Below are 25559 nucleotides of genomic sequence, written 5' to 3' on the forward strand. Positions count from 1 at the left end.
CAGGGGAGCAACCGGGGCGACGCGGGCAAGGTTCCCCGCCGGCCTCAGGCCGCCTCCGCCTCGGCGCAGGTGTCGACCAGCACCAGCTCGGCACCTTCCGGCCCGGCGGTGAGGTCGAGCAGCGCCTCGCCGGCGATCGCCGCGCCATCGCGCGGGCCGAGCCGCTGCTCCGCCCCCGCCGCGCCGCGCAGCGTGGCGCCGCCCTCGGCCGCCACCAGATAGGCGGCGCGGGCGGGGTCGAGTTCGAGCCGCACCCGCTCCCCCGGCGCCAGCCTCGCCGCCAGCACCGCGGCATCGGCGTTCAGCGGCAGGGCGCCTGCCCCGGCATCGCCCGCCCGCCCCGAGGCGATCACGGAAAACCCCCGGCCGGCGGCGGCGGGGAAGCGGCGGGTGCCCCAGGCGGGCTCGGCGCCATGGCGGTCGGGGCGGATCCAGATCTGGAACAGCCGGGTGGTCTCCGGCTCCAGATTGTACTCGGCATGCACGATGCCGCGCCCGGCCGACATCACCTGCACCTGCCCCGCCGCGGTGCGGCCCTGGTTGCCCAGGTCGTCGCGGTGGCTGATGGCGCCGGAGCGCACATAGGTGACGATCTCCATCTCCCGGTGCGGATGCGGGTCGAAGCCGGTGCCGGGGGCGATCTCATCGTCATTCCAGACGCGCAGCCGGCCCCAGCCCATGCGGTCGGCGTCGCGGTAATGGCCGAAGGAGAAATGGTGCCGGGCCTGCAGCCAGTCGAAGCGGGCCTGGCCCAGCTCGGCGAAGGGGCGGATCTCGATCATCGGGCGGGTCCTTGTCTGTGGTCCCGGAGGTAGGCCATCCGCCCCCCGCCGCGCGATGCAGCCGGCCGTATCGCCACCATCAGGGGTGGTGATGGCGCGCCGCGCCGGGCCCTCCGGCGCCGCTGTCACGCTGGCGTCGATGCGCTGTCGTTTTTTTGCAAGAACCCCCGTTGACGGCGCCCCGCGCCTCTCATAAAAGCCCGCTCACGCCAAACGGCGGTTCGCCTCCTTGCCCAGGTGGTGGAATTGGTAGACGCGCTGGCTTCAGGTGCCAGTGACCGCAAGGTCGTGAAGGTTCGAGTCCTTTCCTGGGCATATCCCCCTTGCAGTAATCAGGCAGTTCGGCCGCAAGGCGACGCCGCCGGGCCCAACGCCCGGAGATGGCGGCATGGGACACACCCTTTTCGCGCCGAATGCCATGATCAAGCTCCACAAGCATGATTTGCCCGACGGGATCGATTTCGGCCCGGTGGTCGCCATCGACACCGAGACGATGGGCCTCGACCCGCGCCGCGACCGGCTCTGCCTGGTGCAGCTCTCCGCCGGCGATGGCCATGCGCATTGCGTGCAGATCATCCCCGAGAGCCTGGGCGGCCGCGGCGCCGATTGCCCGAACCTGAAGGCGCTGCTGACGCGGCCCGATGTGGTGAAGCTGTTCCACTTCGCCCGCTTCGATGTCGCCATCCTGCGCGCGGCGCTCGGCATCGAATGCGCCCCCGTGCGCTGCACCAAGATCGCCGCCAAGCTGGTGCGCACCTTCACCGACCGGCACGGGCTGAAGGATCTCTGCCGCGAGCTGCTGGGCGTCGAGATCTCCAAGCAGCAGCAATCCTCCGACTGGGGCGCGCCGGAGCTGACGCCGGAGCAGCTGGCCTATGCCGCCTCCGACGTGCTGCACCTGCATGCGCTCTGGGCCAAGCTGGAAGGGCTGCTGCGGCGCGAGGGACGGCTGGAGCTGGCCGAGGCCTGCTTCCGCTTCCTGCCCGCCCGCGGCCAGCTGGACCTGCTGGGCTATGAGGATCCGGACATCTTCTCGCACTGAGGATGCTTCCGGAGCCATGGGCGGCACGCCGCGCTGGCATGCTTCTTGGTAGGCGAGGACCGGCCCGGGCGCTTCCTGCGTTGACCCGGCGGGGTCGGCGCACCATACAAGAGGCGTGAGGTCGTCTCCCCTTGCCGGCCCGCGTGACCCTGCCGCTCCCGCGGGCGCGGATGGGGCAAGGCGCGGCCAGAATGCAACGCCATCGGGCCAGCAAAGCCATCGCATGAACCCGCCTTCCCCCTCGCGCGACCGCCCGGCCGCGCCCCGCGCCGACCGTGGCGCCGGCAAGAGCCGGACGCTGCTGCCCTCGCGCGCGCGGCAGACGCTGGACGCCGCTGCCCTGGCGCGGCGGCGTTTCGCGGTGGCGATGGCCAAGTGGCTGCTGCCGGTGGGCGCGCTGGGCCTGCTGGCCGCCATCGCCCTCTGGCCCGAATTCGACCGGGCGGAGGAGCGCGGGCGGCTGGCCTTCCGCCGCGTGGCGCAGACCAGCGCCGAGGCGCTGCGCCTCTCCGCCGCCCGCTACCAGGGCGTCGACGAGCAGAACCGCCCCTACACCGTCACCGCCGCCACCGCCCTGCAGCAGGACCAGCAGGCGCCGATCGAGCTGGACCAGCCGCGCGCCGACATGGTCATGGGCAATGGCGCCTGGGTGCTGCTGGAGGCCCGCCAGGGCGAATACACCCGCGCCGCCAACAAGCTGGACCTCAACGGCGACGTGACCCTCTGGCATGATGATGGCAGCATGCTGCGGACCGAGATGGCACAGATCGACATCGCCGCCGGCGGCGCCACGGGCGACCGCCCCGTGGCCGCCCAGGGCCCCTTCGGCACGCTGGTGAGCCAGGGTTTCCGCCTGGAGAATCGCGGCCAGGTGGTGGTGTTCACCGGCCAGGCCCGCGCCGTGCTGGAGGGTGACCGCTGATGCGCCTCGCTTCGCTTCCCGCCGCCGCGCTGCTGGCGCTGCTGGCCGGGGCCGGCCTCTCCGGCGCCCTCCTGCCCGGCCAGGCCCGCGCCCAGGCGCTGGACCTGACCCAGGGCGGCCCGGTCGAGGTCACCGCCACCGACGGCATCGAATGGCGCCAGCAGGAGCAGGTGGTGATCGCCCGCGGCGGCCCTGGCGGCCCCGCCCGCGCCGTGCGCGGCGGCGTCACCCTGACCGCCGACCGGCTGATCGCCCGCTACCGGCCGCGCGCCGGCCAGCCCGCCCCGCAGGCCGCCGACGGCGCCGAGACGCCGATGTCCGGCAGCGAGATCTGGCGGCTGGAGGCGGAGGGCAATGTGCGCATCGACAGCGCCACCGACCATGCCGAGGGCGACCGCGCCATCTACGACATGGACCAGGCGGTGGTGGTGCTGACCGGGCGCGGCCTGAAGCTGACCACGCCGCAGAACACGCTGACCAGCCGCGACAGCATGGAATACTGGCCGGCCCGCCGCATGGCGGTGGCGCGCGGCGCCGCCGTGGTGGTGACGCAGGACCAGCGCCGCATCGCCGCCGACACGCTGGTGGGCTATTTCCGCGACCAGGGCGCGGCCCCCGCCCAGCCGGCGCGCAACACCTCTCCGGCCCGCCCCGGTGCCGCGGGGGGCAACCCGGCCGAGGGCAGCCAGCTCGACCGCGTCGAGGCCTTCGGCAATGTCGAGATCCGCACCACCGGCGAGGTGGTGCGCGGCGATCGCGGCGTCTATTCCGAGACCACCGGCATGTCCCGCCTGCTGGGCGGCGTGCGCATCACCCGCGGCGACAATCAGCTGAACGGGCAGGAAGCCATCGTCAACATGCGCAGCGGCGTGGCGCGGCTGGTGGCCGCACCCGGGCAGCGCGTGCAGGGGCTGATCATCCCGCAGCAGGGCCAGCAGGCGCTGCAGCCGAATGGCGGCGCCAATCAGGGCCAGAATCAGGGCCAACAGAACCCGGCCGTGCAACCCCAGAGCCAAGGCGGAGCCCGCCCCCGTTGAGCAGCACCAGCACGATCCCGCAGGCCAGCCCGCCCCTGAAGGTCATCGCCGGCGATGCCGGCCTGGTCGCGACCGGCCTCGGCAAGCGCTACAAGAAGCGGCCGGTGGTGCGCAACGTCTCGCTCAGCGTCAAGCGCGGCGAGGCGGTCGGCCTGCTCGGCCCCAACGGCGCCGGCAAGACCACCACCTTCTACATGATCACCGGCCTGGTCCGCCCCGACCAGGGCCAGGTCTTCATGGACGGGCACGACGTCACCACCCTGCCGATGTATCGCCGCGCCCGCATGGGGCTGGGCTACCTGCCGCAGGAGGCCTCGATCTTCCGCGGCCTGACGCTCGAGGACAATATCCGCGCGGCGCTGGAGGTGGTCGAGCCGGTGCGCGACCGGCGCGAGCAGATGCTCGATTCGCTGCTGGCCGAATTCGGCCTGACGCATCTGCGCCGCTCCCCCTCGCTCGCCCTGTCGGGCGGTGAGCGGCGGCGCTGCGAGATCGCCCGGGCGCTCGCCACCCACCCCGCCTATGTGCTGCTGGACGAGCCGCTGGCCGGCATCGACCCGATCGCGGTGGGCGAGATCCGCGACCTGGTGAAGCACCTGAAGAATCGCGGCATCGGCGTGCTGATCACCGACCACAATGTGCGCGAGACGCTGGAGATCATCGACCGCGCCTATATCCTGCATGACGGCCAGGTGCTGATGGAGGGCTCCCCGCAGGATATCGTGGCGCATGAGGGCGTGCGCCGCGTCTATCTGGGCGAGCGGTTCAGCCTGTAGCATGGGCCCGCTGCACCGGCTTCGTGCGGCATCCGCCCCGCTTCCGGAAGGCTGAGCGCCATGGCCGGCATCGGTCCGCGCCTCGATCTGAGGCAGAGCCAGTCGCTGGTGATGACGCCGCAGCTGCGGCAGGCGATCAAGCTGCTGCAATCCTCCAATCTGGAGGTCGGCGCCTTCGTCGAGGAGGAGCTGGAGCGCAACCCGCTGCTGGAGCGCGACGAGCGCCCCGAGCTGCCCTCCGGCCCCGCCGCGCCGGACGCCCCGCCGCCTTCCGACAGTTTCGAGGGCACCGCCGGCGCCACCCTGCCCACCGAAGCCGACGCGCCGCTCGACATCGCCGACTGGTCGAATGTCTATGATGGCGAGGCGGGCGAGGCCGGCTTCGCCGGTGGCCTGGCCGATGCCGGCTTCGGCGGCCGCGGCGGCCGGCTGGATTTCGGCGAGGATGCGCGCGGCATCGACGAGCTGGCGGCGGAACGGCCGCGCAGCCTGCGCGAGGAGCTGGGCAGCCAGATCCGCCTGGCCTTCGACGCCCCGTCCGACCGGCTGATCGCGGCCCAGCTGGTGGCGCTGCTCGACCCCTCCGGCCGGCTGCTGGCCGAGGATGCGGCGATCGCCGCGGCGCTGGGCTGCGAGATCGCCCGCATCGCCGCCATCCGCGCCCGCATGCAGCGCTTCGAGCCGGTCGGCATGTTCTGCCGCAGCCTGGCCGAATGCCTGGCCGTGCAGCTGGCCGAGCGCAACCGGCTGGACCCCGCCATGCAGGCGCTGCTCGACCATCTGGAGCTGCTGGCGCGGCGCGACATGCGCGGCCTGATGCGGCTCTGCGGCGTCGATGCCGAGGACCTGGCCGAGATGGTGGCCGAGGTGAAGCGCCTCGACCCCAAGCCCGGCGCCGATTACGACGCCGCCCCCGCGCCGCCGCTGCTGCCCGATGTGCTGATGCGCCGCGCCCCCATCACCCCCGCCCCGAACGGCCAGCCCGCCGCCTATCCCCCCGCCGCGGGCGAGGCCGGCGACTGGCTGCTGGAGCTGAACCCGGAGACGCTGCCCCGCGTGCTGGTCAATCGCGGCTTCCACGCCCGCGCCCTGGTCAGCGCCACGCGCGAGGAGCGCGCCTTCCTCTCGGAGAAGTTCCAGGCCGCCAACTGGCTGGTGAAAAGCCTGGAGCAGCGCGCCGGCACCATCCTGAAGGTCGCCGCCGAGATCGTCCGCCGCCAGGACGGCTTCTTCCGCCACGGCGTCGAATATCTGCGCCCGCTGATCCTGCGCGACGTGGCCGAGGCGGTGGAGATGCACGAATCGACCGTCAGCCGCGTCACCGCCAACAAATACATCGCCACGCCGCGCGGCCTGTTCGAGCTGAAATATTTCTTCACCACCGCCATCGGCGGCACCGCCGGCGAAACCTTCAGCGCCGAGGCCATCCGCCACCGCATCCGCAGCATGGTGGCCGCCGAGACGCCGGACGACATCCTCAGCGATGACGCCATCGTCGCAGCTTTGCGTCGGGAAGGAGTGGACATCGCCCGCCGAACGGTGGCCAAATACAGGGAAGCGCTGCGGATACCATCATCGGTGCAGCGCAAACGGGAGAAGGCCGTCCCGGCCTGACACCGGAGCGGGCGCGACCCGCCCGCTTCGCCGTCCCAGCGGGACGGCCCCTCCCCATTCAAGAAGGAGGGGTTACCCCGCCATGCACATCGTCGTCGCAGGGAAACAGGTCGAAACCGGCGAAGCCCTGAAGGTCCATGTGGCCGAGGGGCTCACCACGGTGACCAAGAAATACTTCGACCACGCCCTGGAAGCGTATGTCACCTTCTCCAAGAACCGCGCCTTCTTCGGCTGCACCATCGACATCCACGCCGGACGCGGGCTCAGCCTGCGCGGCGAGGGCGAGGGCGCCGACGCGCACCGGGCCTTCGACGAGGCCGCCTCGCACATCGCCAAAAGGCTGCGCCGCTACCGCCGCCGGATGAACGAGCATTCCCGCGGCCTGGCCGATGAGCGCCTGCCCGCCAGCGCCGAGACCGCACGCCAGGTGATCCTGGCCCAGCCGGTCGACGAGCCGGAGGAGCCGGTCGATGTCGACGCCCTGCTGGCCGACATCCGCGGCACCACCCCGGCCGACCGGCCCGACCCCGCCGTGGCGAATGGCCACGACCTCGCCGACAATGGCGAGCACGGCGCCATCATCGCCGAAACGCCGACCGAGATCGCCCGCCTCAGCGTCTCCGAGGCCGTCATGCGCCTCGATCTCGGCCAGATGCCGGTGATGATGTTCCGCAACCGCAGCAGCGGCCAGCTCAACGTCGTCTACCGCCGCCAGGACGGCCATATCGGCTGGATCGACCCCGCGGCTGCGTGACGGCACGGGAGGGCGCGGCCCTTCCCAAAACCCAGCCGACAAAAAATCCGGGAGGCGTCGCCCTCCCGGACCCGGCCGACAAAAAAAGCCGGGAGGGCGCCCCCCTCCCGGACCCAGCTGACAAAAAAGCCGGGAGGGCGCCGCCCTCCCGGACCCTCCGGCCGGGGTGGCAGGGCCACCCCGGACCCCGCCATCAATCCCGGCGCGGCGGTGCCGCGCCGGGCTGCGCCCTCAGCGGCACATCAGCACGGGGATGTCGGCATTCTCCAGCACATGCCGCGTCACCCCGCCCAGGATCAGCTGGCGCAGCCGCGAATGGCTGTAGGCGCCCATGCACAGCAGGTCGGCATTGAAGTCGCGCACCGCGCCCAGCAGCCCGGCACCGACCTCGCGCGTCATCGGCTTGAACGGCACCGCCTCGGCCTGGATGCCGTGCCAGCGCAGATAGGCCTGCAGCCCCTCCGCCCCCGGCCCGCGCCGCTGATAGTCGTCGCTGTAGAGGATGCGCACCGCCTCGGCATGGTGCAGCCAGGGCAGCGCCGCCGCCACCGCCGCCGCGCTCTCCGCCGTGCCGTTCCAGGCACAGCAGACGCGGCTGCCGATGGTGGCCGGCGATTCGCGCGGCGCGATCAGCACCGGACGCCCGGAATCGAACAGCACCGCATGCAGCGCGTCGGAGGAGGAGACATCCTCATCCGCCTCCGGATGCGGCACCACCGCCATGTCGTAGAGCCGCGACTGCTGGGCGACGATGTCCTCCTCCCGCCCGGCGATGGATTCGAAGGACAGCGTCGGCCCCTCGGTCTTCAGCGCGCTCTCGGCCGAGAGCGCGATGGTCACGTCGCGCCCCTGCACGAATTTCTCGAACAGGGCACGCACCCGGCCGGCGCGCTCGCCGCTCTCGCGCTCGGTCGCCGCCATCATCTCCTCGATCATGGCGCCCGACAGGCCCTCGCCCGCCAGCGGCGCCACGTCGCGCGCATCGACCCGCACATGCAGGCAATGCACATGCGCGTTCCAGGTCCGCGCCACCATCAGCGCGGTGTTGAGCGCCGCCTCGCCCGCGGCGGTTCCGGTCAGCGGCAGCAGCAGCCGGCGATAGGCCATGGGTCGGTCTCCTCTGATCTGCCCGGATTATGGCTGCGCCCGGGCCTGGCGCCAATGTAACCGCCAGGAGGCCGAGGTTAGGAGCCGCAGCCCGCCCCGACCCGTTAAAAAAACGGAAGCCAGCCCCCTCTCCACGCCAGGGCTCCGGCCGGAATCGCCTTGCACGAGAACAGCTTGGCCGCAAGGAACCGGTCACGCGCAAGCCTGCCGGGCGCTCCGGCCGAGGCGCCCTAGGGGGCGGTCTCCGGCATCGTCCCGGTGACGTCCAGCCGGCGCCATTCGATCGGCCCGGCCTCCGCCGCCGCCATGCTCTCCAGCACCGCCACCCCGGCATCCGAGGCATCGCCGCGCCGCGCCGCCACGCGCTGCCGCAGCAGCTCGAGCGGCGCCTCCAGCCAGACGCCCTGGAAGGGCAGGCCCAGCGCCGCCGCCACATCGGCGATGCGCTGCCGCAGAACAGGGTCGAGGAAGGCGGCATCGGCGATGACGCTGTGCCCGCCGCGCAGCGCCGCCTCGGCCAGCGCGAACAGCTCCGCATGCACGGCGGCGCTTTCGGCGGGCGCATAGGCCTCCGGCGGCAGGCGGGTCTCGGGCGCCAGGCCGTGCCGGCGCTTGCGGATCTCGTCGCTGCGCAGGATCAGCGCGCCGGGCACGGCGCCGAGCGCCGGCGCCCAGTGCCGGGCCCAATGGCTCTTGCCGGTGCCGGGCAGCCCGCCCACCGCCAGCAGCCGCGGCGGCGCCGGGCGCAAGGCGGCCTCGGCCGCCGCCAGCCAGGGCAGCCCGTCCTGGCCGATGCGCTGCAGGCAATGGGCGCGGATCAGGAAGCGCAGCGACAGCCAGAGCGGCAGCCCCCGCACCAGCTCCGCATCGCCGCTGCGCGCCACATAGCGGTTCAGCACCCGGTTGGCGGCGCCGGGGCCGACCCGCAGCATCAGATCGGCCAGCAGGAAGGCCAGGTCGTAGCCGGTGTCGATGGTGGCCAGCGCCTCGTCGAATTCCAGCGCGTCGAAGGGCACCGGCCGGCCCTCCCACAGCACCAGATTGGCCAGGTGCAGGTCGCCATGGCAGCGCCGCACCCGCCCCGCGGCGGCGCGGGCGGCCAGGAAGGGCGCCAGACGGACAATGGCCGCCTCCAGCGCCGTGGCCCAGGCCGCGATGCGGGCCTCGGGCAGGCCGGTGGCCAGGCCGGCATTGCGGCATTCGCGCGCCACGCGGCGCAACGCCGCCTCCGGCACCCAGCCCTCGACCGGGGCCAGCCGCGCATGCATGGCGGCCACCGCATCGCCCAGCGCATCCTGCAGCGGCGCGTCCAGCGCGCCGCGCGCCGCGACGGCATCGAGGAAATCGGCCGCCGGCAGCGGCGCCATCTCCAGCACGAATTCCTCGGCCGCGCCGTCGCCATCGAGCCGCAGCGCGCCATCCGGGCCGCGGCTCAGCGCATGCACGCCGCGATACAGGCCGGGGGCGGCGGGGGCGTTCAGCACCAGCTCGCGCCGGCAGAAATGCTCGCGCGCCGCCAGGCTGGTGAAGTCGAGGAATTCGAGCGCCACCGCCTTCTTCAGCTTCAGCACCCGGTCGCGGCCGACATAGACGGCGGAGATATGCGTCTCCACCGGCGCGGCCCCGGTCAGCCGGCCGAGCAGCGCGGCCGCCTCCGCCTGCCCGGCCGGGATGCTCACGGGTAGAGCGACTCGATCCGCCAGCCTTCGGGGGCGGCGTGGAAGACGCGGCGGTCATGCAGGCGGAAGGGCATGTCCTGCCAGAACTCGATGCGCGAGGGCAGCACGCGGTAGCCGCCCCAATGCGGCGGGCGCGGGATCTCCTCGCCCGGGTGGCGCGCCTCGGCCTCGGCCAGGGCGGCCTCCAGCTCGGCCCGGCCGGAGAGCGGGCGGGACTGGCGCGAGGCCCAGGCGCCCAGCCGCGACAGCCGCGGGCGGGTCGCGTAATAGGCGTCGGATTCGGCGTCGGTAACCTGCTCCACCGCGCCCTCGACGCGCACCTGGCGGCGCTGGGTCTTCCAGTGGAAGATCAGCGCGGCGCGCGGATTGGCGGCCAGCTCCCCGCCCTTGCGGCTCTGCCGGTTGGTGAAGAAGACGAAGCCGCGCTCATCCAGCCCCTTCAGCAGCACGATGCGGGCGGAGGGGAAGCCCTCCGGCGTCGTGGTCGCCAGCGTCATGGCGTTGGGGTCGTTCGGCTCGGAGGCCTCGGCCTCCTGCAGCCAGTCGCGGAACAGCGCGAAAGGTTCGGTGGCGGCGATCGGCGCGGTCATGCGGCTCCCCCTTGCCCAGGCGCCGGGGGTGTGCCACCACGACCCCACCCTTGCAACGGGGAAACACCCCGCACCCCCCCTCCCTGTAGAAGCGGTCCTGCCTGCCCATGGAAGCTGCCGATCCCCAAGCGAAGATCCCCACCGGCACGCTGATGGCCGGCAAGCGCGGCCTCATCATGGGTGTCGCCAATGACCGCTCCATCGCCTGGGGGATCGCCCGCGCCCTGGCCGCGCAGGGGGCCGAGATCGCCTTCACCTATCAGGGGGAGGCGCTGGAGAAGCGCGTCCGCCCGCTGGTGGAGAGCATCGGCGCCGATATCCTGCTGCCCTGCGACGTCACCGACGAGGCCAGCATCGACGCCGTCTTCGCCGCGCTGGAGCAGCGCTGGGGCAAGATGGACTTCCTGGTCCACGCCATCGGCTTCGCCGACAAGCAGTTCCTGCGCGGCCGCTATTTGGACACCCCGCGCGAGGCCTTCCTGCAGGCGCTCGACATCTCCTGCTTCTCCTTCGTCTCGGTCAGCCGCCGGGCGGCGGCGCTGATGCCGGAGGGCGGCTCGCTGCTGACCCTGTCCTATCTGGGGGCGGAGCGCGTCACGCCGCATTACAACGTCATGGGCGTGGCCAAGGCGGCGCTGGAGGCCAGCGTGCGCTACATGGCGGTCGATGTCGGCGGCCAGAACATCCGCGTCAACGCCATCAGCGCCGGCCCGATCAAGACGCTGGCGGCCAGCGGCATCGGCGATTTCCGCTACATCCTGAAGTGGAACCAGTACAATTCGCCGCTGAAGCGCAACGCCACCATCGAGGATGTCGGCGGCGCGGGGCTGTACCTGCTCTCCGATCTCGGCGCCGGCGTCACCGGCGAGGTGCACCATGTCGATTGCGGCTACCATGTCGTCGGCATGAAGGCGGTCGACGCGCCGGACATCTCGGTCGTCTGAACCTCCCGGCGGGGGGAGCATGCCTCCCCCCGGCAACCCCGCCCGCCTCCGGCGGTTGGTCCTCCACACCAGAGGAGGACCGAGGCATGTCGCACACCGACCGCCAGGGCGGCCCCGGCAGCAGCCACCAGAACCGCCAGGCCCCCGGGAAATCCGCCCCCACCGGGCACAAGCACGCGCAGCCGCCGCAGGGGCCGCGGCCGGGCGAGCCGACCAACCCCGATCGCAGCCGGGTCTCCGGCGGCGGGGGCGAGCGGGACCGCCACCACACCCATGACAGCCGCGAGAGGTCCTGAGCCATGCCTGAGGACCGCAAGCCCGAGCCCGCCCCGCTCGAGGAGGAGGGTCGCGCCACCGGCAGCATCGAGCAGCCGATCCCGCCCGGCGAGGTGCAGCCCGGCGAGATGAACGAGCTGGCCGCCACGCTGGGCGGCCCGATCGACGTCTTCCCCGGCCGCCGCCGCAAACCCGTGCAATCGGGCAACTGACGGCGGGGTCCCCAAAGGAACAACTGGGGGGACCCTGTCCCCCCAGCGGGAGGGTCCGGGAGGGCAGCGCCCTCCCGGCGGCTGGCGGAGCCAGCCATGATCCCGCATAACCGGCGCCCCAGATCTTTGCCGCCGGTGCCCTGCCCATGTCCCACAACAGTTTCGGCCATCTCTTCCGCGTCACCAGCTGGGGCGAGAGCCATGGTCCGGCGATTGGCGGCGTGGTGGATGGCTGCCCGGCCGGCATTCCGCTCACCGAGGCCGACATCCAGCCTTTCCTGGACCGCCGCCGCCCCGGCCAGAGCAAATTCGTCACCCAGCGGCAGGAGCCCGACCAGGTCCGCATCCTGTCCGGCGTGTTCGAGGGGCTGACCACCGGCACGCCGATCAGCCTGCTGATCGAGAACCAGGACCAGCGCAGCAAGGATTACGGGGAGATCAAGGACCGCTTCCGCCCCGGCCATGCCGACCTGGCCTATCACCTGAAATACGGCGTGCGGGATTATCGCGGCGGCGGCCGTTCCAGCGCGCGGGAGACGGCGGTGCGGGTCGCCGCCGGCGCCATTGCCCGCAAGCTGCTGGGGCCGGAGGTGGTGATCCGCGGCGCCATGGTGCAGATGGGCCCGCTCGGCATCGACCGCGCCCGCCTCGACTGGGCGGAAACCGACAGAAATCCCTTTTTCTGCCCCGATCCCGGCGCCGTCGCCGCCTGGGAGGAGAAGCTCGCCGCCACCCGCAAATCCGGCTCCTCGCTCGGCGCCGTCATCGAGCTGGTGGCGGAGGGCGTGCCGGTCGGCCTCGGCGCGCCGCTTTATGGCAAGCTGGATGCCGACCTCGCCGCCGCGCTGATGAGCATCAATGCGGTGAAGGGCGTCGAGATCGGCGAGGGCTTTGCGAGTGCCGCGCTGGATGGCGAGGCCAATGCCGATGAGATGCGCATGGGCGCCAATGGCGAGGTCGATTTCCTCTCCAACCATGCCGGCGGCATCCTGGGCGGCATCTCCACCGGCCAGCCGGTGGTGGCGCGTTTCGCGGTGAAGCCCACCTCCTCCATCCTGACGCCGCGCCGCTCGGTCGACCGCTTCGGCCAGGAGGTGGAGGTGCTGACCAAGGGCCGCCACGACCCCTGCGTCGGCATCCGCGCCGTGCCGGTGGGCGAGGCGATGCTGGCCTGCGTGCTGGCCGACCACCTGCTGCGCCACCGCGCGCAGAACCCGGACGCGCCGAGCCGCCCCCGCCTGCCGCGCAACTGACGCCGAAAAAAACCGCGGGAGCCCGCAACGAAACCGCCCAGGCGGCGTTTCCGTCGCGGCCTCCCGCCGGCCTTGCAACCCGGCGTGACCCGGGGCCGGCATGCCGCCGAATATCCGACCTCCGCACTTGACTATTCAGCCGGAGATTTGGATAGGAAGGGCGACAGACCTGCCGAGACACGACCATGCTCCAGGCCACCATCGCCGCCCCGGATGACGCCATCGATGCCTGCCACGGCCTGCTGGCCCTGGCCGGCGAAGCCGCCTGGCAGGCCCGCATGGCCGAGCTGGCGGCCCGTGCCCGCCCGCATTCCTGGGCCGGCCGCGCCGCCCAGCAGCGCCACGCCCTGGAATTGCTGCTGGCCCGCCTGGCCGATCCGCGCCAGACCCCGAAGCTGAACGCCGCCGAGCGCCGCGTGCTCTCCCTGGCGCGGGAGGCGGTGCAGCTCTCCGACACCCTGCCCGAGGCGCCGCGCGCCCGGCTGCGCGAGCGGCTGCTGCAGGGGCTGACCGGCGAGGCCACGCTGATCCCGCTCTTCCACCTGCTGCGCGAGGCCAGCCGCCAGCGCGCCCGCGGCTTCACCGTCCAGTTCACCGGCCTGACCGAGGGCACGCCCTACGATTTGCTGCTGGAGCGCGACGGGGTGCAGGCCGAGCAGGTCTGCCGCAGCGTCTCGGCCGAGGAAGGCCGCCACCTGCACCGCACCGATTGGTGCGCCCTGGTGGATGGCATCAACCCCGATCTGCAGACCTGGCTGGCCGCGCATCCCGGCCGCTATCTGCTGAAGATGACCCTGCCCGAGGGCATCCAGGACCCGGACGGCCTGGCCGGGCTGCAGCGCCAGGTCAGCGCCCTGCTGGCCACCGAGAAGCGCCAGGACGCCACCGCCGCCGCCGTGCTGAAGCTGGACCCGCTGATGCTGGCCGGCGTGCAGGCCGCCGGCCAGGGCCTGCCGCAGCGGCTGCGCGACCAGTTCGGCCCCGATGCCCATCTGGCCGTCACCGGCGATCCTTCGGGCGGCAGCGTCTTCGTCATGGCTGCCCGCGCCGGGCGGGAGAACGGCCTGGCCGCCGCCGTGGTGCGGCATCTGGGCCAGGCCGCCGAGGAATGCCTCAGCGGCACCCGCCCCGGCATCGTCTCCATCTTCCTCGACGATGTGGAGCGCGCCGAATGGCGCCATCTGCGCGACACGCTGGAGCTGGAGGGCGCGGTGCGCCGCTTCTTCACCACCGCCCCGGCCCGCCGCATCACCGCCGCCGCCTGCACCACGCGGCTGGAGATGTTCGGCGCCGCCCCGCCCCACGCCGCCGAGGAAGGCGAGCTGCGCTACCGCAACCAGGCCCATCCCGCGGCGCGCGACGCCGCCCTGCTGCCGGCCATCACCTCCTGCAGCTGAGGCCCCCGCGGCTGAAGCCCGCTAGGACAGCAACGCTGAACAAAACGTTACGGCGACTCTCCCCCGTCCTGGCAAAGTTTCGTCGCGGTGCTGCCACTTTTCCCTGCATGCTGCGTTGCAGTGAAATCCCGCAATTGCTGCCTCCCAGGAGGTGCCGCGATGTCCGAACGTGAGATGGAAGCCAAGCTGGTCGAGCTGGACCGGCTGCTGAACGACCCCGAGGTGCGGATGGACCCGCATCGCGTCTGGTCCCTGCTGCAAGAGATCTCCGGCGCCAGCCAGGCCGCCGCAACCCAGCGCGCCGCCTGAGGGCGGTCACGCCGCCGGCCCTGCGGGCACCACCACCCCGCCCGGCCCGCGCAGGTCCCTGAACGGTGCGGGAGGGTCCCCTCAGCCCTCCCGCCGCGCCGCGATCAGGAATTCGCGGTTGCCCTCGGGGCCCAGGATCGGGCTCGGCTCGATCCCCAGCACCACCCAGCCCGGCAGCGCGGACCACCAGGCCCGCACCCGCTCGCACACCTCCTCATGCACCGCCGGGTCGCGCACCACGCCGCCCTTGCCCACCTTCTCCGGCCCGGCCTCGAATTGCGGCTTGATCAGCGCCACCGCCCAGGCGCCCGGTGCGGCCAGGCCCAGCGCCGCCGGCAGCACGGTCGCCAGCCCGATGAAGCTGGCATCGCACACCACCACCCCCGGCGGCTCCGGGATCAGCGTGGCATCCAGGCGGCGGGCATTGGTCTTCTCCAGCACCACCACCCGCTCATCGCTGCGCAGCTTCCAGGCCAGCTGGCCATGGCCGACATCCACCGCATAGACCCTGGTGGCGCCGTGATGCAGCAGCACATCGGTGAAGCCGCCGGTGGAGGCGCCGACATCCACGCCCACCCGGCCGGCGGGATCCAGGCCGAAAAACTCCAGGGCGTGCGACAGCTTCATGCCGCCACGGCTGACCCAAGGGTGCTCCTGGCCCTTCACCTCCAGCGGCGTGTCCTCCGCCACCGGCTGGCCGGGCTTGTCGATCCGCTTCGTCTCGGAAAACACCTTGCCCGCCATGATCAGGGCCTGCGCCTTGGCGCGACTCTCCACCAGGCCGCGCTCCACCAGGGCGAGGTCGGCGCGTTGCTTGGGCATGGCGTAAGGCTTTCAAAACACAGGAAGAAATCTTCTTTTTCTGAAGAAAAAGAAGCAAAAAGACCTTTGTCAGTGGGCGTCCCGCCCACGGCCGCAGGCGGGACGCAGGCTCAGGCGCGGGCGGGCTGCGTCAGCGCGGCATCGCCCAGGGCGGCGCCGACCACCGCCACGATCGCCGCGGCGTCCAGCCCGGCCTCGGCATATTGCCGCTCCGGCTTGTCATGGTCGATATAGCGGTCCGGCAAGGCCATCGGGCGGAAGCGCAGGCCGTGGTCGAAGGCACCGCGCAGCGCCAGGTGGTGCATCACCAGGGCGCCGAACCCGCCGACCGAACCCTCCTCGATCGTCACCATCACCTCATGCTCGCGCGCCAGGCGCTCGACCAGCGCGGTGTCCAGCGGCTTGGCGAAGCGCGCATCGGCGACCGTGCAGGACAGGCCGCGCGCCGCCAGCTCCTCGGCCGCGCGCAGGCATTCCTGCAGGCGGGCGCCATAGCTCAGCAGCGCGACCTTCGTGCCCTCGCGCAGCACCCGGCCACGGCCGATCTCCAGCACCTCGCCCCGCGCCGGCACCGGCTGCAGGCCGAACCCCTCGCCGCGCGGGAAGCGGAAAGCGATCGGGCCCTCATCATAGGCCGCCGAGGTGGCGACCATATGCGCCAGCTCCACCTCATCCGACGGCGCCATCAGCACCATCTGCGGCAGGCAGCCCAGATAGGCGATGTCATAGGCCCCGGCATGCGTCGCCCCATCCGCGCCCACCAGCCCGGCGCGGTCCAGCGCGAAGCGCACCGGCAGGTTCTGCAGCGCCACATCATGCATCACCTGGTCATAGGCGCGCTGCAGGAAGGTCGAGTAGATGGCGACGAAGGGCTTGATGCCCTCGGTCGCGAGGCCTGCGGCGAAGGTCACCGCATGCTGCTCGGCGATGCCGACATCGAAGGTCCGCTTCGGGAAGCGCTTCTGGAACGCGTCCAGCCCGGTGCCGGAGGGCATGGCGGCGGTCACCGCCACGATGCGCGGATCCGCCTCCGCCTCGGCGATCAGCGCCTGGGAGAACACCTTGGTGTAGGTGGGCGGCCCCGGCGGCGCCTTGGCCTGGGTGCCGGTGACGACATTGAACTTCGCCACCGCGTGGTACTTGTCGGCGCTGGCCTCGGCCGGGGCATAGCCCTTGCCCTTCTGCGTCACGACATGCAGCAGCACCGGCGCGCCATCCTCGGCATCGCGCAGATTGCGCAGCACCGGCAGCAGATGGTCCAGGCTGTGCCCGTCGATCGGGCCGACATAGTAGAAGCCCAGCTCCTCGAACAGCGTGCCGCCGGTCAGCAGCCCGCGGGCATATTCATCCGCCCGGCGCGCGGCGCGCTCCAGCGGCGCCGGGAAGCGGCGCGCCAGCTTCGCCATCATCTCCCGCAGGGACAGGAAGGGGCGGGAGGAGATCAGCCGCGACAGATAGGCCGACATGGCGCCGACCGGCGGCGCGATCGACATGTCATTGTCGTTCAGCACCACGATCAGCCGGGAGCGCATGGCCCCCGCATTGTTCATCGCCTCATAGGCCATGCCGGCGCTCATCGCGCCATCGCCGATCACCGCGATCACGTTGCGGTCGTCGCGCGGCTCCCCCGGAATGGCGCGCTTCAGGTCGCGCGCCACCGCCATGCCGAGCCCGGCCGAGATCGAGGTCGAGGAATGCGCCGCCCCGAACGGGTCGTATTCGCTCTCGGAGCGGCGGGTGAAGCCCGAGAGGCCACCGCCTTGGCGCAGCGTGCGGATGCGCTCGCGCCGCCCGGTCAGGATCTTGTGCGGATAGGTCTGGTGGCCGACATCCCAGATCAGCCGGTCGCGCGGCGTGTCGAACACGGCATGGATGGCCACCGTCAGCTCGACCACGCCGAGGCTTGCCCCTAAATGCCCGCCGGTCTGGCTCACCGCATGCACCGTCTCGGCGCGCAGCTCGGCGGCCAGCTGCTTCAGCTGCTCGGCCGACAGGTTGCGCATGTCGGCGGGGATGCGGACGCGGTCCAGCAGCGGCGTCGCCGGCGGGGCATTGCCCCCCGCCGGTGCGTTCGGGGTGTTCGCCATCAGGACCTCCGGGCGATGGTGTAGTCGGCCAGCATCCGCAGGAGATCGGCACGCTCCCCGAAACTGTCGAGATGCGAACGCGCCTGGGCGGCCAATCGTTCCGCCTGGCTGCGCGCCCGCTCCAGCCCCAGCAGCCCGACCAGCGTCGCCTTGCCCGCCCCGGCATCCTTGCCGGTGGCCTTGCCGGTCTCCTCGGCGCTGGCCGTCGCATCCAGGATGTCGTCGGCGATCTGGAAGGCCGCGCCCAGCTCCCGCCCATAGGCGCAGAGCGCATGCCGCTGCGGCCCCGGCGCCTTGCCCAGCACCGCCCCCGCCTCGGCCGAGAACTCGATCAGCTTGCCGGTCTTCAGCAACTGCAGCCGGCCGATGGCGGATTCGGACAGCGCCTCGGCCGCCTCCTCGGCCAGCATGTCCAGCATCTGGCCGCCGCACATGCCGCGCGGCCCGGCGGCGAGCGCCAGGCGCAGGCACAGCTCGGCCCGCACGGCCGGGTCGGAATGCGTGTCCTCCCCCGCCAGCACGGCGAAGGCATGCGCCTGCAGCGCGTCGCCGGCCAGGATGGCGGTCGCCTCGCCATAGGCGCGGTGGGTGGTGGGCTTGCCGCGGCGCAGCTCGTCATTGTCCATCGCCGGCAGATCGTCATGCACCAGCGAATAGGCGTGCAGCATCTCGATGGCGGCGGCCACCCGCAGCGCCGAGACGCGGGAGACGCCGAACTGCGCCGCCCCCTCCAGCACCAGGAAGCCGCGCAGCCTTTTGCCGCCGCCCAGCACGGAATAGCGCATGGCGGCGTAGAGCTTCGCCTCCGGCCCTTCCTCCTGCGGCAGCAGCATGTCCAGCATGTGCTCGATCTCGGACGCGGCCTCGCGCAGCGCGGCGGGGAGCGGGGTGTCCTCGGCCATGGCGCTCAGCCCAGCTCGCGCAGGCCGGTGGCGCTGCCATCCGGCCCGGCGACGATGGCCTGCACCTTCTGCTCCGCCTCGGCCAGCTTGGCCTCGCAATGGCGGCGCAGCGCCGCGCCGCGCTCGTAATCGGCGATGGCGTCCTCCAGCTTCGCCTGGCCGCCTTCCAGCTTCTTCACGATCGTGTCGAGCTCGGCCAGGGCGGCCTCGAAGGACAGGGCGGCGACGTCCTGGTGGGGCGTCTCGGGCATGGGAACTCCGTCAGCAGGGAACGGGGCAGGGAAGGCAGGCCTCAGGCCCGCATCAGCGCCCGCACATGGCAGGCGGCCGAGGCGGCCAGCGCCTCCAGATCATAGCCGCCTTCGAGCGTCGAGACGACCCGCCCGCCACAGAGCCGGTCGGCGATGCGGCAGATTTCCGTGGTCAGCCAGCCGAAATCCGCCTCCCGCACCCGCAGCTGCGCCAGCGGGTCGCGCGCATGCGCGTCGAACCCGGCCGAGATCACCACCAGCCCGGGGCGGAACGCCTCCAGCGCCGGCAGCAGCCGGTCGGCCCAGGCGCGGCGGAAGGCCTCGCCATCGGCGCCGGGCGGCAGGGTGGCATTGACCACATTGCCCAGCCCCGTCTCGCTCTCCAGCCCCGTGCCCGGATAGCAGGGCGATTGGTGCGAGGAGAGGAACAGGATCGAGGGATCCTCGGCCACCGCCGCCTGGGTGCCATTGCCGTGATGCACGTCGAAATCCAGCACCGCCACGCGGGCGATGCCATGCGCCGCCTGGGCATGCCGGGCCGCCACCACCGCATTGGCAAACAGACAAAAGCCCATGGGCGTGGCGGGCTCGGCATGGTGGCCGGGCGGGCGCACGGCGCAGAAGGCGCGCCGCACCTCGCCCCGGCACACCGCATCCACCGCGGCGATGCCGGCGCCGGCGGCGCGCAGCGCGGCCTCGGCGCTGCCGGCGCTCATCGCCGTGTCGCCATCCAGGGAGACCAGCTCGCCCTCCGCCGGGCGAACCGAAAGAATGCCCTGGATGTAATGCGCCGGATGGGCGCGCCGCAGCTGCTCCTCGCTGGCCTCGGGCGCCTGCTCCTGGATCAGGTCGGAGAATTCCTCCGCCTCCAGCGCGGTCAGCACGGCGCGCAGCCGGTCGGGGCATTCGGGGTGCTCGGGCCCGTTGGAATGGCCGAGGCAGGCGCGGTGCGTGACCAGCAGCACGCTCAAGCGGGCGGCTCCGCCACGGCGTCCTTCGCCTCCTCCCGCTTGCGCAGGGTGAAGCGGTACAGCCCGGCCGATTCGCTGAAGCCGACCAGGGCATGCCCGGTCTCCCGGCTATAGGCCTGGAAATCCTTGACGCTGGCCGGGTCGGTGGCCAGCACCACCAGCTTGGCGCCCGGCGGCAGCGACCGCAGCGCCTTGTTGGCCTTCAGCACGGGCAAGGGGCAGGTCAGGCCCTGCACGTCCAGCGTGGTCTCGCTCATGGGCGGCATGATGGACGGCGCGGCGGCGGCGGCGCAAGGCCGCCCCCCCTCTTCAATCGACGATGAACAGCTTCGCGCCGGTCGCGGTGGAGGAACGGTGCGCCGCATCGCCGAAATCGGAGACCTGGTAGCTCATGCCCGGGCGCAGGGTGAAGCGGCGGCCATCCTTCAGCTCGGTCTCCAGCACACCCTCCAGCACGAACAGCACATGGCCGCGGTCGCACCAATGATCGGCCAGATAGCCGGGGGAGTATTCGACCAGCCGCACCCGCAGATCGCCCACGGTGAAGCTGCGCCACAGCGCCTCGCCAGTCTCGCCGGGGTGGCGCGTCGGCGTGACCTGGGACCAGTCGGTGACGGTGAAGGGAAGGGCCGGGATCTGCATGGGCCAAGGCTTAGCAGCGCGGCGCCGGATGGCGAAGGCCCCTCCCTTGCCGCCTCCCTTGCCCGGGCGCCGCGGCGCGGGCATCGTCCGCCGCCATGAGCTTGCGCATCGGCATCGACCTCGGCGGCACCAAGACGGAGATCGCCGCCCTCGGCCCGGCGGGGGAGGTGCTGTTGCGGCAGCGCGCCGCCACGCCGGGCGATTATGACGGCATCATCGCCACCCTGGCCGGGCTGGTGGAGGCGGCGGAGGCCCGGCTCGGCGCCCGCGCCACCCGCCTCGGCATGGGCATCCCCGGCAGCCTCAGCCCGGCCAGCGGCCTGGTGCGCAACGCCAACACCCAATGCCTGAATGGCCGTGCCCTGGACCGCGACCTGGCGGCGCGGCTCGGCCGGCCGGTGCGGGTCTCCAACGACGCCAATTGCCTGGCGCTCAGCGAGGCCGCCGATGGCGCCGGGGCGGGGCATGATGTGGTGTTCGCCGTTATCCTCGGCACCGGGGTCGGCGGCGGGGTGGTGGTGCGCGGCCGGGTGCTGGAGGGACGCAACCGCGTCGCCGGCGAATGGGGCCACACCCCCCTGCCCTGGGCCGCGCCGCAGGAGCATCCCGGCCCGCGCTGCTGGTGCGGCCAGCAGGGCTGCCTGGAGACGATGCTGTGCGGCCCGGCGCTGGCCGCCGCGTGGAAGGGCGCGGGCGCGCGCGATGCCGGCGGCATCGAGGCGGCGGCGGCATCCGGCGACAAGGCGGCCCAGGCGGCGCTGGAGCTTCATGCCAGCCGGCTGGCCCGGGCGCTGGCCGCCATGGTGAACCTGCTGGACCCGGACGCCATCGTGCTGGGCGGCGGGTTGTCCAATCTCGGCATCCTGTATGAGCGGGTGCCGGCGCTGATGGCGCCCTACATCTTCGGCGATGTCGCCGGGGTGCGGCTGCTGCGCGCGCAGCATGGCGATTCCTCCGGCGTGTTCGGCGCCGCGCGGCTGTGGGATGGGGAGCCGGAGCCGGCCGGCTGACGCTGGAACATGCCGCGAACATCGGCTAAACTGAAAAAAGAATGCCCGCGCTCTGCCGCGACTGCCTCCGCCTGTTCGAGGATGGCCCGCGCTGCCCGGCCTGCCAGGGCCGGCGGCTGGTGCGACATGCCGAGCTGGCGCGGCTCTCCATCGCCCATATCGATTGCGACGCCTTCTTCGCCAGTGTCGAGAAGCGCGACCGGCCGGAGCTGCGCAGCAAGCCGGTGATCGTCGGCGGCGGCCGGCGCGGCGTGGTCGCCGCCTGCTGCTACCTGGCGCGGATCCGCGGCGTGCGCTCGGCCATGCCGATGTTCAAGGCGCTGCCGCTCTGCCCCGATGCGGTGGTGATCCCCCCCGACCACGCCAAATACAGCGCCGTCGGCCGGCAGATCCGCGCCATGATGGAAGACCTGACGCCGCTGGTGCAGCCGCTGTCGATCGACGAGGCGGTGCTGGACCTCTCGGGCACCGAGGCGCTGCACAGGGCGCCCCCCGCCGCCGTGCTGGCCGGGCTGGCGCTGCGGGTGGAGCGAGAGCTGGGGGTGACCGTCTCGGTCGGGCTGGCGCCGAACCGGCTGCTGGCCAAGCTGGCGGTGGAGCGCGACAAGCCGCGCGGCTTCGCCGTGATCGGCGCGGAGGAAGCGGCGTCGCTGCTGGCGCCGGAGCCCGTCACCGTGCTGCCCGGCGTCGGCCCGGTGCTGGCGCGGCGGCTGCAGGCCGCCGGCTTCGTCACCCTCGGCCAGCTGCAGGGGCTGACCCCGCGCGAGGCGGCGACGCGCCTGGGCGAGGACGGCCCGGCGCTGGCCGCCCGCGCCCGCGGCGAGGATAGCCGCCCGGTCTCCCCGGGGCGGGAGACCAAATCGGTCAGCGCCGAGACCACGTTTGAGACCGACCTCTCCAGCCTGGCCGCGCTGGAACAGCCGCTGTGGCGGCTGGCGGAAAAACTGTCGCGCCGGCTGGCGGAGAAGGGGCTGGCGGCGGGCGGGGTGGTGCTGAAGCTGAAGACGGCGGGCTTCGCCCTGCGCACCCGCCATGCCCGGCTGCCGGCGCCGAGCCGCCTGCCCGACACGCTGTTCGCCGCCGCCCGCCCGCTGCTGGCGCGGGAGGCGGATGGCACGGCCTTCCGGCTGATCGGCATCGGCGCGCAGCCGCTGCTGCCGGGCAGCGCCGCCGATCAGGGCGATCTGGTGGACCCGGAGGCGCCGCGCCGCGCCGCGCGCTGGGCGGCGGAGGAGGCGCTGCGCGCCCGTTTCGGCGCCCAGGCGGTGATGCGCGGCCGCGCCCTGCCGCCGCGCCCGAAGGGCTGAGCTACCACTCCGCCGCGTTGCGCGGGCGGAAGAAGGGCGGCGAGGTCAGCACCAGCCGCAGCTCCAGCACCACGCCAAGATCGGTCACCTTCAGGCTTTTCGCCGCCTGGGCCGGCACCGGAATGCCGGTGCCGATGCAATAGGCGATCAGCGTGGCGCCAAGGCCCGGGGCGGTCACCACCGCCTCGCCCGAGCGGCCCTGCGGGCCGAAGCGGAAGCGCACCGACTGGGCATCCGGCAGCAGCTCGGCCGCGGTGACCTCCTCGGGCGGCAGGCGCATATGGTTGCGCCCGGCATGGTGCAGGGCGGCGCAGAGCAGCGCCGGGGAGAAGGTGAGGATGCGGTGGTCGCGCAGCAGCACCGGCGGGGCGGGGGCGATGCCGGGGCCGGCGGCCGGGCCGGCCGGCGCGGGCGAGCGGGCGGCGGCGGCGGGCGCGGCGGCCGGCATGGCCGGGGGGGAGGCGGACGGCGCGGCAGCGGCCAGGGCGACGGCCGCGCCCGGACCAGCCGGGCGCGGCGACGCCAGGCCGGGGCCGACCGGCGCCTCGGCAGCGGGGGCGGCGGCTTCGGCGGCGGGTGGCGGCGGCGCGGTGGGGTCGGCCCCGGGCGGCGGGGCCGGCGGCGCGGCGGCGTAGGCGGCGCCCCAGGGGCTGGACATGGCGCCGCTCGCGCCGCCGGGGGCCGGCGCCGCGGGCAGGCCGGCGGGCGCCGTCCCCGGGGCAGGGGCGGCGGGGGAGAGGAGATCGGCGGCGGGCGCGGCGGCGCCGGTGGCACCCCAGCGCCGGATCCGGCCTCCACCGGGTGGGGAGGGAGGAAGGTCGCTCACGGCTGGCGGAAGCTCCGCCGCGTCTGTGAATGCTTTGTTAACGCAAACCGCCGCCCCGCCGGTGGGTGGTTGCCGCCCCGTCACTTCCGCGATAGACGGGGGGCCGGCAAGATGTATGATGACCGTACATCATGACAGAGTAGGGAAGGACCAGCACATGCCCATGACCCCCTCCGCGATGGCGCAGCAGATCGGCAGCGGCCTGCTCTCCTTCCCGGTGACGCATTTCCGGCAGGATCTGAGCTTCGACGAGGCGCCGTATCGCGCGCATGTCGCCTGGCTGCTGGAGCATGACCCGGCCGGGCTGTTCGCCGCCGGCGGCACGGGCGAGTTCTTCTCCCTCTCCCCGGCCGAGGTCGCGACGGTGGTGCGCGCCGCGGTGGCCGAGACGGCCGGCCGCGTGCCGGTGATCGCGCCCTGCGGCATGGCGACGCCGATCGCGCAGGAGCTGGCGCGCTCGGCCGAGAAGGAGGGCGCCGACGGTCTGCTGCTGCTGCCGAACTACCTGGTCAATTCCGAGCAGGCCGGCCTCGCCGCGCATATCGAGGCGGTGTGCCGCAGCACCGGCCTCGGCGTCATCGTCTACAACCGCGACAATGCGATCCTGAACGAGGACACGCTGGCGCGGCTGTGCGAGCGCAACCCGAACCTGGTCGGCTTCAAGGACGGCGTCGGCGATATCGAGCTGATGACGCGGGTCTATGCCAGGATGGGCGACCGGCTGACCTATGTCGGCGGGCTGCCGACGGCCGAGACCTTCGCCCTGCCCTATCTCGAGATGGGCGTGACGACCTATTCCTCGGCGATCTTCAACTTCGTCCCCGCCTTCGCGCAGGATTTCTACGCCGCGGTGCGCCGCCGCGACCGCGAGGCGGTGTTCCAGGGCCTGCGCGATTTCGTGCTGCCCTACATCGCCATCCGCAACCGCAAGAAGGGCTATGCGGTCTCCATCGTGAAGGCGGGTTGCGCGGCGGTGGGCCGTCCTGCCGGCCCGGTGCGGGCGCCGCTGACCGATCTGGAGCCGGCCGAGATGGCCTCGCTGACCGCGCTGATCGAGGCGCTGCCCGCCCAGCTGGCCAAGGCCGCCTGACTGACGGCGGGGTCCGGGGTGGCCCTGCCACCCCGGCGGTGGGGGGTTCGGGGGAGGCAGCGCCTCCCCCGTCTGTTTCAGCCCTTGGCCGTCGCCACCGCCGCGCGGGCGGCCTGCAGCAGGATGCCGCTGTCGTTCATGATGGTGACCAGCTTGAAGCCCATGCCGATCATGCGCTTGGCATAGGCGGCGGTGCCGTTGTGCAGGCCGACGGCGAGGTTGCGCTTGCCGCATTCCGACAGCAGCCGCTCATAGATCTTCAGGATCTCCGGCTCCTCGCGGTCCAGCTTCGGCGGCAGGCCGAGGGAGAGGCCGAGATCGGAGGGGCCGACATAGATGCCGTCGACGCCCGGCGTGTCGAGGATGGCTTCCAGATTGTCGAGCGCCTGCTTGGTCTCGATCATCGGGATCACCGCGATGTCGCGGTTGGCCGTGTCGAAATAGCTGTTGGCCTCGCCATAGATGCCGGCGCGGATCGGGCCGAAGCTGCGCGTGCCCTCGGGCGGGTAGCGGCAGGCGGAGACGAGCGCCGCGGCCTGCTCGGCGGTGTTCACCATCGGGCAGATGACGCCCATGGCGCCGGCGTCCAGCACCTTGCCGACGATGCCGGGCTCGTTCCAGGGCACCCGCACCATCGGCGTCACCGGGTGCGGCTGCATGCCCTGGAAGCAGGCGACGGTGGAGAGGTAGTCCTGCACCCCGTGCTGCATGTCCACGGTCAGGCTGTCGAAGCCGGCCTGGGCCATGGTCTCCGCGCTGAAGGCGCTGGGGATGGCCAGCCAGCCATTGACCACGGCGCGACCTTGCGCCCAGGCCTCTTTCACCTTGTTCGCCATTGTTATTCCATTTCCTCCGGGACGGCGGGATTGAAACGCTAGGACTCGCGCCGGGGGGCGTCAACGCGTCCGCCGCGCGAAAGCGCGGCAGGGGCGCGCCGATCGGCGCTCTTTCCGGCCG

28 protein-coding genes and 1 tRNA gene are annotated in these 25559 nt (G+C 72.6%); 16 read left to right on the forward strand and 13 right to left on the reverse strand.

Going from position 1 to position 25559, the window contains the following annotated elements:
• Positions 1-44: 44 nt before the first annotated feature.
• A complete protein-coding gene (locus tag QE401_RS16745) occupies positions 45-782 on the reverse strand; it encodes a pirin family protein (RefSeq protein ID WP_307139279.1) in 738 nt (245 codons plus the stop codon).
• 231 nt (positions 783-1013) lie between these two features.
• Here QE401_RS16745 and QE401_RS16750 point away from each other — a divergent pair.
• The 7 genes from QE401_RS16750 to hpf all read left to right on the forward strand — a co-directional run bounded on the left by QE401_RS16750 (position 1014) and on the right by hpf (position 6927).
• Positions 1014-1097 (forward strand) — tRNA-Leu (locus QE401_RS16750).
• 73 nt (positions 1098-1170) lie between these two features.
• Positions 1171-1824, forward strand: a complete 654-nt coding sequence (locus QE401_RS16755) for a ribonuclease D (RefSeq protein ID WP_307139280.1) — start codon at positions 1171-1173, stop codon at positions 1822-1824.
• 223 nt (positions 1825-2047) lie between these two features.
• On the forward strand, positions 2048-2746 hold the full coding sequence (gene lptC / locus QE401_RS16760) for an LPS export ABC transporter periplasmic protein LptC (RefSeq protein ID WP_307139281.1): 699 nt from the start codon (positions 2048-2050) through the stop codon (positions 2744-2746).
• Complete coding sequence (locus QE401_RS16765; RefSeq protein WP_307139282.1) at positions 2746-3783, forward strand: LptA/OstA family protein; 1038 nt, start codon at positions 2746-2748, stop codon at positions 3781-3783. The genes lptC and QE401_RS16765 overlap by 1 nt, the downstream gene beginning before the upstream one ends.
• Complete coding sequence (gene lptB / locus QE401_RS16770; RefSeq protein WP_475638090.1) at positions 3780-4559, forward strand: LPS export ABC transporter ATP-binding protein; 780 nt, start codon at positions 3780-3782, stop codon at positions 4557-4559. Before QE401_RS16765 ends, lptB begins: the two co-directional genes overlap by 4 nt.
• A 60-nt stretch (positions 4560-4619) precedes the next feature.
• Positions 4620-6173 (forward strand): RNA polymerase factor sigma-54, encoded by a 1554-nt coding sequence (locus QE401_RS16775; RefSeq protein ID WP_307139283.1) that lies wholly within the window; start codon positions 4620-4622, stop codon positions 6171-6173.
• Between the two features lie 82 nt (positions 6174-6255).
• Positions 6256-6927, forward strand: coding sequence for a ribosome hibernation-promoting factor, HPF/YfiA family (hpf, locus tag QE401_RS16780; protein ID WP_307139284.1), 672 nt, complete (start codon positions 6256-6258; stop codon positions 6925-6927).
• A gap of 231 nt (positions 6928-7158) precedes the next feature.
• Here hpf and QE401_RS16785 read toward each other — a convergent pair whose 3' ends face one another.
• From QE401_RS16785 to pdxH, 3 genes are all read right to left on the reverse strand, one after another.
• On the reverse strand, positions 7159-8034 hold the full coding sequence (locus QE401_RS16785; protein WP_307139285.1) for a universal stress protein: 876 nt from the start codon (positions 8032-8034) through the stop codon (positions 7159-7161).
• 230 nt (positions 8035-8264) lie between these two features.
• Positions 8265-9713: a bifunctional aminoglycoside phosphotransferase/ATP-binding protein gene (locus tag QE401_RS16790; RefSeq protein ID WP_307139286.1), complete on the reverse strand. Its 1449-nt coding sequence runs from the start codon at positions 9711-9713 to the stop codon at positions 8265-8267.
• Positions 9710-10303, reverse strand: coding sequence for a pyridoxamine 5'-phosphate oxidase (gene pdxH / locus QE401_RS16795; protein ID WP_307139287.1), 594 nt, complete (start codon positions 10301-10303; stop codon positions 9710-9712). The genes QE401_RS16790 and pdxH overlap by 4 nt, the downstream gene beginning before the upstream one ends.
• Positions 10304-10410: 107 nt before the next feature.
• Here pdxH and fabI point away from each other — a divergent pair, with 107 nt between their 5' ends.
• From fabI to QE401_RS16825, 6 genes are all read left to right on the forward strand, one after another.
• Complete coding sequence (gene fabI / locus QE401_RS16800; RefSeq protein WP_307139288.1) at positions 10411-11247, forward strand: enoyl-ACP reductase FabI; 837 nt, start codon at positions 10411-10413, stop codon at positions 11245-11247.
• Between the two features lie 86 nt (positions 11248-11333).
• Positions 11334-11543 (forward strand): hypothetical protein, encoded by a 210-nt coding sequence (locus QE401_RS16805; protein ID WP_307139289.1) that lies wholly within the window; start codon positions 11334-11336, stop codon positions 11541-11543.
• 3 nt (positions 11544-11546) lie between these two features.
• Positions 11547-11735, forward strand: coding sequence for a hypothetical protein (locus QE401_RS16810; protein ID WP_307139290.1), 189 nt, complete (start codon positions 11547-11549; stop codon positions 11733-11735).
• 146 nt (positions 11736-11881) lie between these two features.
• Positions 11882-12988 carry a chorismate synthase gene (aroC, locus tag QE401_RS16815; RefSeq protein ID WP_307139291.1) on the forward strand — a complete coding sequence of 369 codons (1107 nt, stop codon included), beginning with the start codon at positions 11882-11884 and terminating at the stop codon, positions 12986-12988.
• A gap of 185 nt (positions 12989-13173) precedes the next feature.
• On the forward strand, positions 13174-14385 hold the full coding sequence (locus QE401_RS16820) for a hypothetical protein (protein ID WP_307139292.1): 1212 nt from the start codon (positions 13174-13176) through the stop codon (positions 14383-14385).
• 159 nt (positions 14386-14544) lie between these two features.
• The gene (locus QE401_RS16825; protein WP_271136772.1) at positions 14545-14694 is read left to right on the forward strand and encodes a peptide chain release factor 1; all 150 of its coding nucleotides are present in this window, start codon (positions 14545-14547) and stop codon (positions 14692-14694) included.
• An 81-nt stretch (positions 14695-14775) separates the two neighbouring features.
• On the opposite strand, the gene QE401_RS16830 is transcribed toward QE401_RS16825, so the two are convergent.
• From QE401_RS16830 to QE401_RS16860, 7 genes are all read right to left on the reverse strand, one after another.
• Positions 14776-15516, reverse strand: coding sequence for a TlyA family RNA methyltransferase (locus QE401_RS16830; protein WP_307139293.1), 741 nt, complete (start codon positions 15514-15516; stop codon positions 14776-14778).
• A gap of 110 nt (positions 15517-15626) precedes the next feature.
• Positions 15627-17603 (reverse strand): 1-deoxy-D-xylulose-5-phosphate synthase, encoded by a 1977-nt coding sequence (gene dxs / locus QE401_RS16835; protein WP_307139294.1) that lies wholly within the window; start codon positions 17601-17603, stop codon positions 15627-15629.
• Complete coding sequence (locus QE401_RS16840) at positions 17603-18505, reverse strand: polyprenyl synthetase family protein (RefSeq protein ID WP_307139295.1); 903 nt, start codon at positions 18503-18505, stop codon at positions 17603-17605. The genes dxs and QE401_RS16840 overlap by 1 nt, the downstream gene beginning before the upstream one ends.
• Before the next feature lie 5 nt (positions 18506-18510).
• On the reverse strand, positions 18511-18756 hold the full coding sequence (locus QE401_RS16845) for an exodeoxyribonuclease VII small subunit (RefSeq protein WP_007004944.1): 246 nt from the start codon (positions 18754-18756) through the stop codon (positions 18511-18513).
• A gap of 41 nt (positions 18757-18797) precedes the next feature.
• Complete coding sequence (locus QE401_RS16850; RefSeq protein WP_307139296.1) at positions 18798-19727, reverse strand: histone deacetylase family protein; 930 nt, start codon at positions 19725-19727, stop codon at positions 18798-18800.
• Positions 19724-19984 (reverse strand): sulfurtransferase TusA family protein, encoded by a 261-nt coding sequence (locus QE401_RS16855; protein ID WP_307139297.1) that lies wholly within the window; start codon positions 19982-19984, stop codon positions 19724-19726. The genes QE401_RS16850 and QE401_RS16855 overlap by 4 nt, the downstream gene beginning before the upstream one ends.
• Positions 19985-20036: 52 nt before the next feature.
• Positions 20037-20369, reverse strand: a complete 333-nt coding sequence (locus QE401_RS16860) for a DHCW motif cupin fold protein (protein WP_307139298.1) — start codon at positions 20367-20369, stop codon at positions 20037-20039.
• Between the two features lie 95 nt (positions 20370-20464).
• On the opposite strand from QE401_RS16860, the gene QE401_RS16865 reads away from it, so the two are divergent.
• Both QE401_RS16865 and QE401_RS16870 read left to right on the forward strand, forming a co-directional pair.
• On the forward strand, positions 20465-21379 hold the full coding sequence (locus QE401_RS16865) for an ROK family protein (protein WP_307139299.1): 915 nt from the start codon (positions 20465-20467) through the stop codon (positions 21377-21379).
• Positions 21380-21420: 41 nt separating this feature from the next.
• Positions 21421-22686 carry a DNA polymerase IV gene (locus QE401_RS16870; RefSeq protein WP_307139300.1) on the forward strand — a complete coding sequence of 422 codons (1266 nt, stop codon included), beginning with the start codon at positions 21421-21423 and terminating at the stop codon, positions 22684-22686.
• A gap of 1 nt (position 22687) precedes the next feature.
• On the opposite strand, the gene QE401_RS16875 is transcribed toward QE401_RS16870, so the two are convergent.
• Positions 22688-23344, reverse strand: coding sequence for a hypothetical protein (locus tag QE401_RS16875; protein ID WP_307139301.1), 657 nt, complete (start codon positions 23342-23344; stop codon positions 22688-22690).
• A 325-nt stretch (positions 23345-23669) separates the two neighbouring features.
• On the opposite strand from QE401_RS16875, the gene kdgD reads away from it, so the two are divergent.
• Entirely contained in the window at positions 23670-24602 is a 933-nt protein-coding gene (gene kdgD / locus QE401_RS16880; RefSeq protein ID WP_307139302.1) for a 5-dehydro-4-deoxyglucarate dehydratase, read from the forward strand.
• Positions 24603-24679: 77 nt separating this feature from the next.
• Here kdgD and QE401_RS16885 read toward each other — a convergent pair whose 3' ends face one another.
• Complete coding sequence (locus tag QE401_RS16885) at positions 24680-25438, reverse strand: HpcH/HpaI aldolase family protein (RefSeq protein ID WP_271136763.1); 759 nt, start codon at positions 25436-25438, stop codon at positions 24680-24682.
• Positions 25439-25559 lie beyond the last annotated feature (121 nt).

The sequence above is a fragment of the Pseudoroseomonas cervicalis genome, from assembly GCF_030818485.1.
In the GTDB taxonomy this organism is placed as follows: domain Bacteria; phylum Pseudomonadota; class Alphaproteobacteria; order Acetobacterales; family Acetobacteraceae; genus Pseudoroseomonas; species Pseudoroseomonas cervicalis_A.

Coding starts and splice junctions, on each gene's coding strand:
- QE401_RS16855 (WP_307139297.1), bottom strand. CDS start 19,984: ATGAGCGAGACCACGCTGGACGTGCAGGGCCTGACCTGCCCCTTGCCC.
- hpf (WP_307139284.1), top strand. CDS start 6,256: ATGCACATCGTCGTCGCAGGGAAACAGGTCGAAACCGGCGAAGCCCTG.
- fabI (WP_307139288.1), top strand. CDS start 10,411: ATGGAAGCTGCCGATCCCCAAGCGAAGATCCCCACCGGCACGCTGATG.
- QE401_RS16870 (WP_307139300.1), top strand. CDS start 21,421: ATGCCCGCGCTCTGCCGCGACTGCCTCCGCCTGTTCGAGGATGGCCCG.
- QE401_RS16845 (WP_007004944.1), bottom strand. CDS start 18,756: ATGCCCGAGACGCCCCACCAGGACGTCGCCGCCCTGTCCTTCGAGGCC.
- QE401_RS16825 (WP_271136772.1), top strand. CDS start 14,545: ATGTCCGAACGTGAGATGGAAGCCAAGCTGGTCGAGCTGGACCGGCTG.
- QE401_RS16875 (WP_307139301.1), bottom strand. CDS start 23,344: ATGTCCAGCCCCTGGGGCGCCGCCTACGCCGCCGCGCCGCCGGCCCCG.
- QE401_RS16810 (WP_307139290.1), top strand. CDS start 11,547: ATGCCTGAGGACCGCAAGCCCGAGCCCGCCCCGCTCGAGGAGGAGGGT.
- QE401_RS16805 (WP_307139289.1), top strand. CDS start 11,334: ATGTCGCACACCGACCGCCAGGGCGGCCCCGGCAGCAGCCACCAGAAC.
- QE401_RS16745 (WP_307139279.1), bottom strand. CDS start 782: ATGATCGAGATCCGCCCCTTCGCCGAGCTGGGCCAGGCCCGCTTCGAC.
- kdgD (WP_307139302.1), top strand. CDS start 23,670: ATGCCCATGACCCCCTCCGCGATGGCGCAGCAGATCGGCAGCGGCCTG.
- QE401_RS16820 (WP_307139292.1), top strand. CDS start 13,174: ATGCTCCAGGCCACCATCGCCGCCCCGGATGACGCCATCGATGCCTGC.
- QE401_RS16785 (WP_307139285.1), bottom strand. CDS start 8,034: ATGGCCTATCGCCGGCTGCTGCTGCCGCTGACCGGAACCGCCGCGGGC.
- QE401_RS16830 (WP_307139293.1), bottom strand. CDS start 15,516: ATGCCCAAGCAACGCGCCGACCTCGCCCTGGTGGAGCGCGGCCTGGTG.
- QE401_RS16865 (WP_307139299.1), top strand. CDS start 20,465: ATGAGCTTGCGCATCGGCATCGACCTCGGCGGCACCAAGACGGAGATC.
- dxs (WP_307139294.1), bottom strand. CDS start 17,603: ATGGCGAACACCCCGAACGCACCGGCGGGGGGCAATGCCCCGCCGGCG.
- QE401_RS16885 (WP_271136763.1), bottom strand. CDS start 25,438: ATGGCGAACAAGGTGAAAGAGGCCTGGGCGCAAGGTCGCGCCGTGGTC.
- pdxH (WP_307139287.1), bottom strand. CDS start 10,303: ATGACCGCGCCGATCGCCGCCACCGAACCTTTCGCGCTGTTCCGCGAC.
- QE401_RS16840 (WP_307139295.1), bottom strand. CDS start 18,505: ATGGCCGAGGACACCCCGCTCCCCGCCGCGCTGCGCGAGGCCGCGTCC.
- lptC (WP_307139281.1), top strand. CDS start 2,048: ATGAACCCGCCTTCCCCCTCGCGCGACCGCCCGGCCGCGCCCCGCGCC.
- QE401_RS16775 (WP_307139283.1), top strand. CDS start 4,620: ATGGCCGGCATCGGTCCGCGCCTCGATCTGAGGCAGAGCCAGTCGCTG.
- QE401_RS16860 (WP_307139298.1), bottom strand. CDS start 20,369: ATGCAGATCCCGGCCCTTCCCTTCACCGTCACCGACTGGTCCCAGGTC.
- QE401_RS16755 (WP_307139280.1), top strand. CDS start 1,171: ATGGGACACACCCTTTTCGCGCCGAATGCCATGATCAAGCTCCACAAG.
- QE401_RS16765 (WP_307139282.1), top strand. CDS start 2,746: ATGCGCCTCGCTTCGCTTCCCGCCGCCGCGCTGCTGGCGCTGCTGGCC.
- aroC (WP_307139291.1), top strand. CDS start 11,882: ATGTCCCACAACAGTTTCGGCCATCTCTTCCGCGTCACCAGCTGGGGC.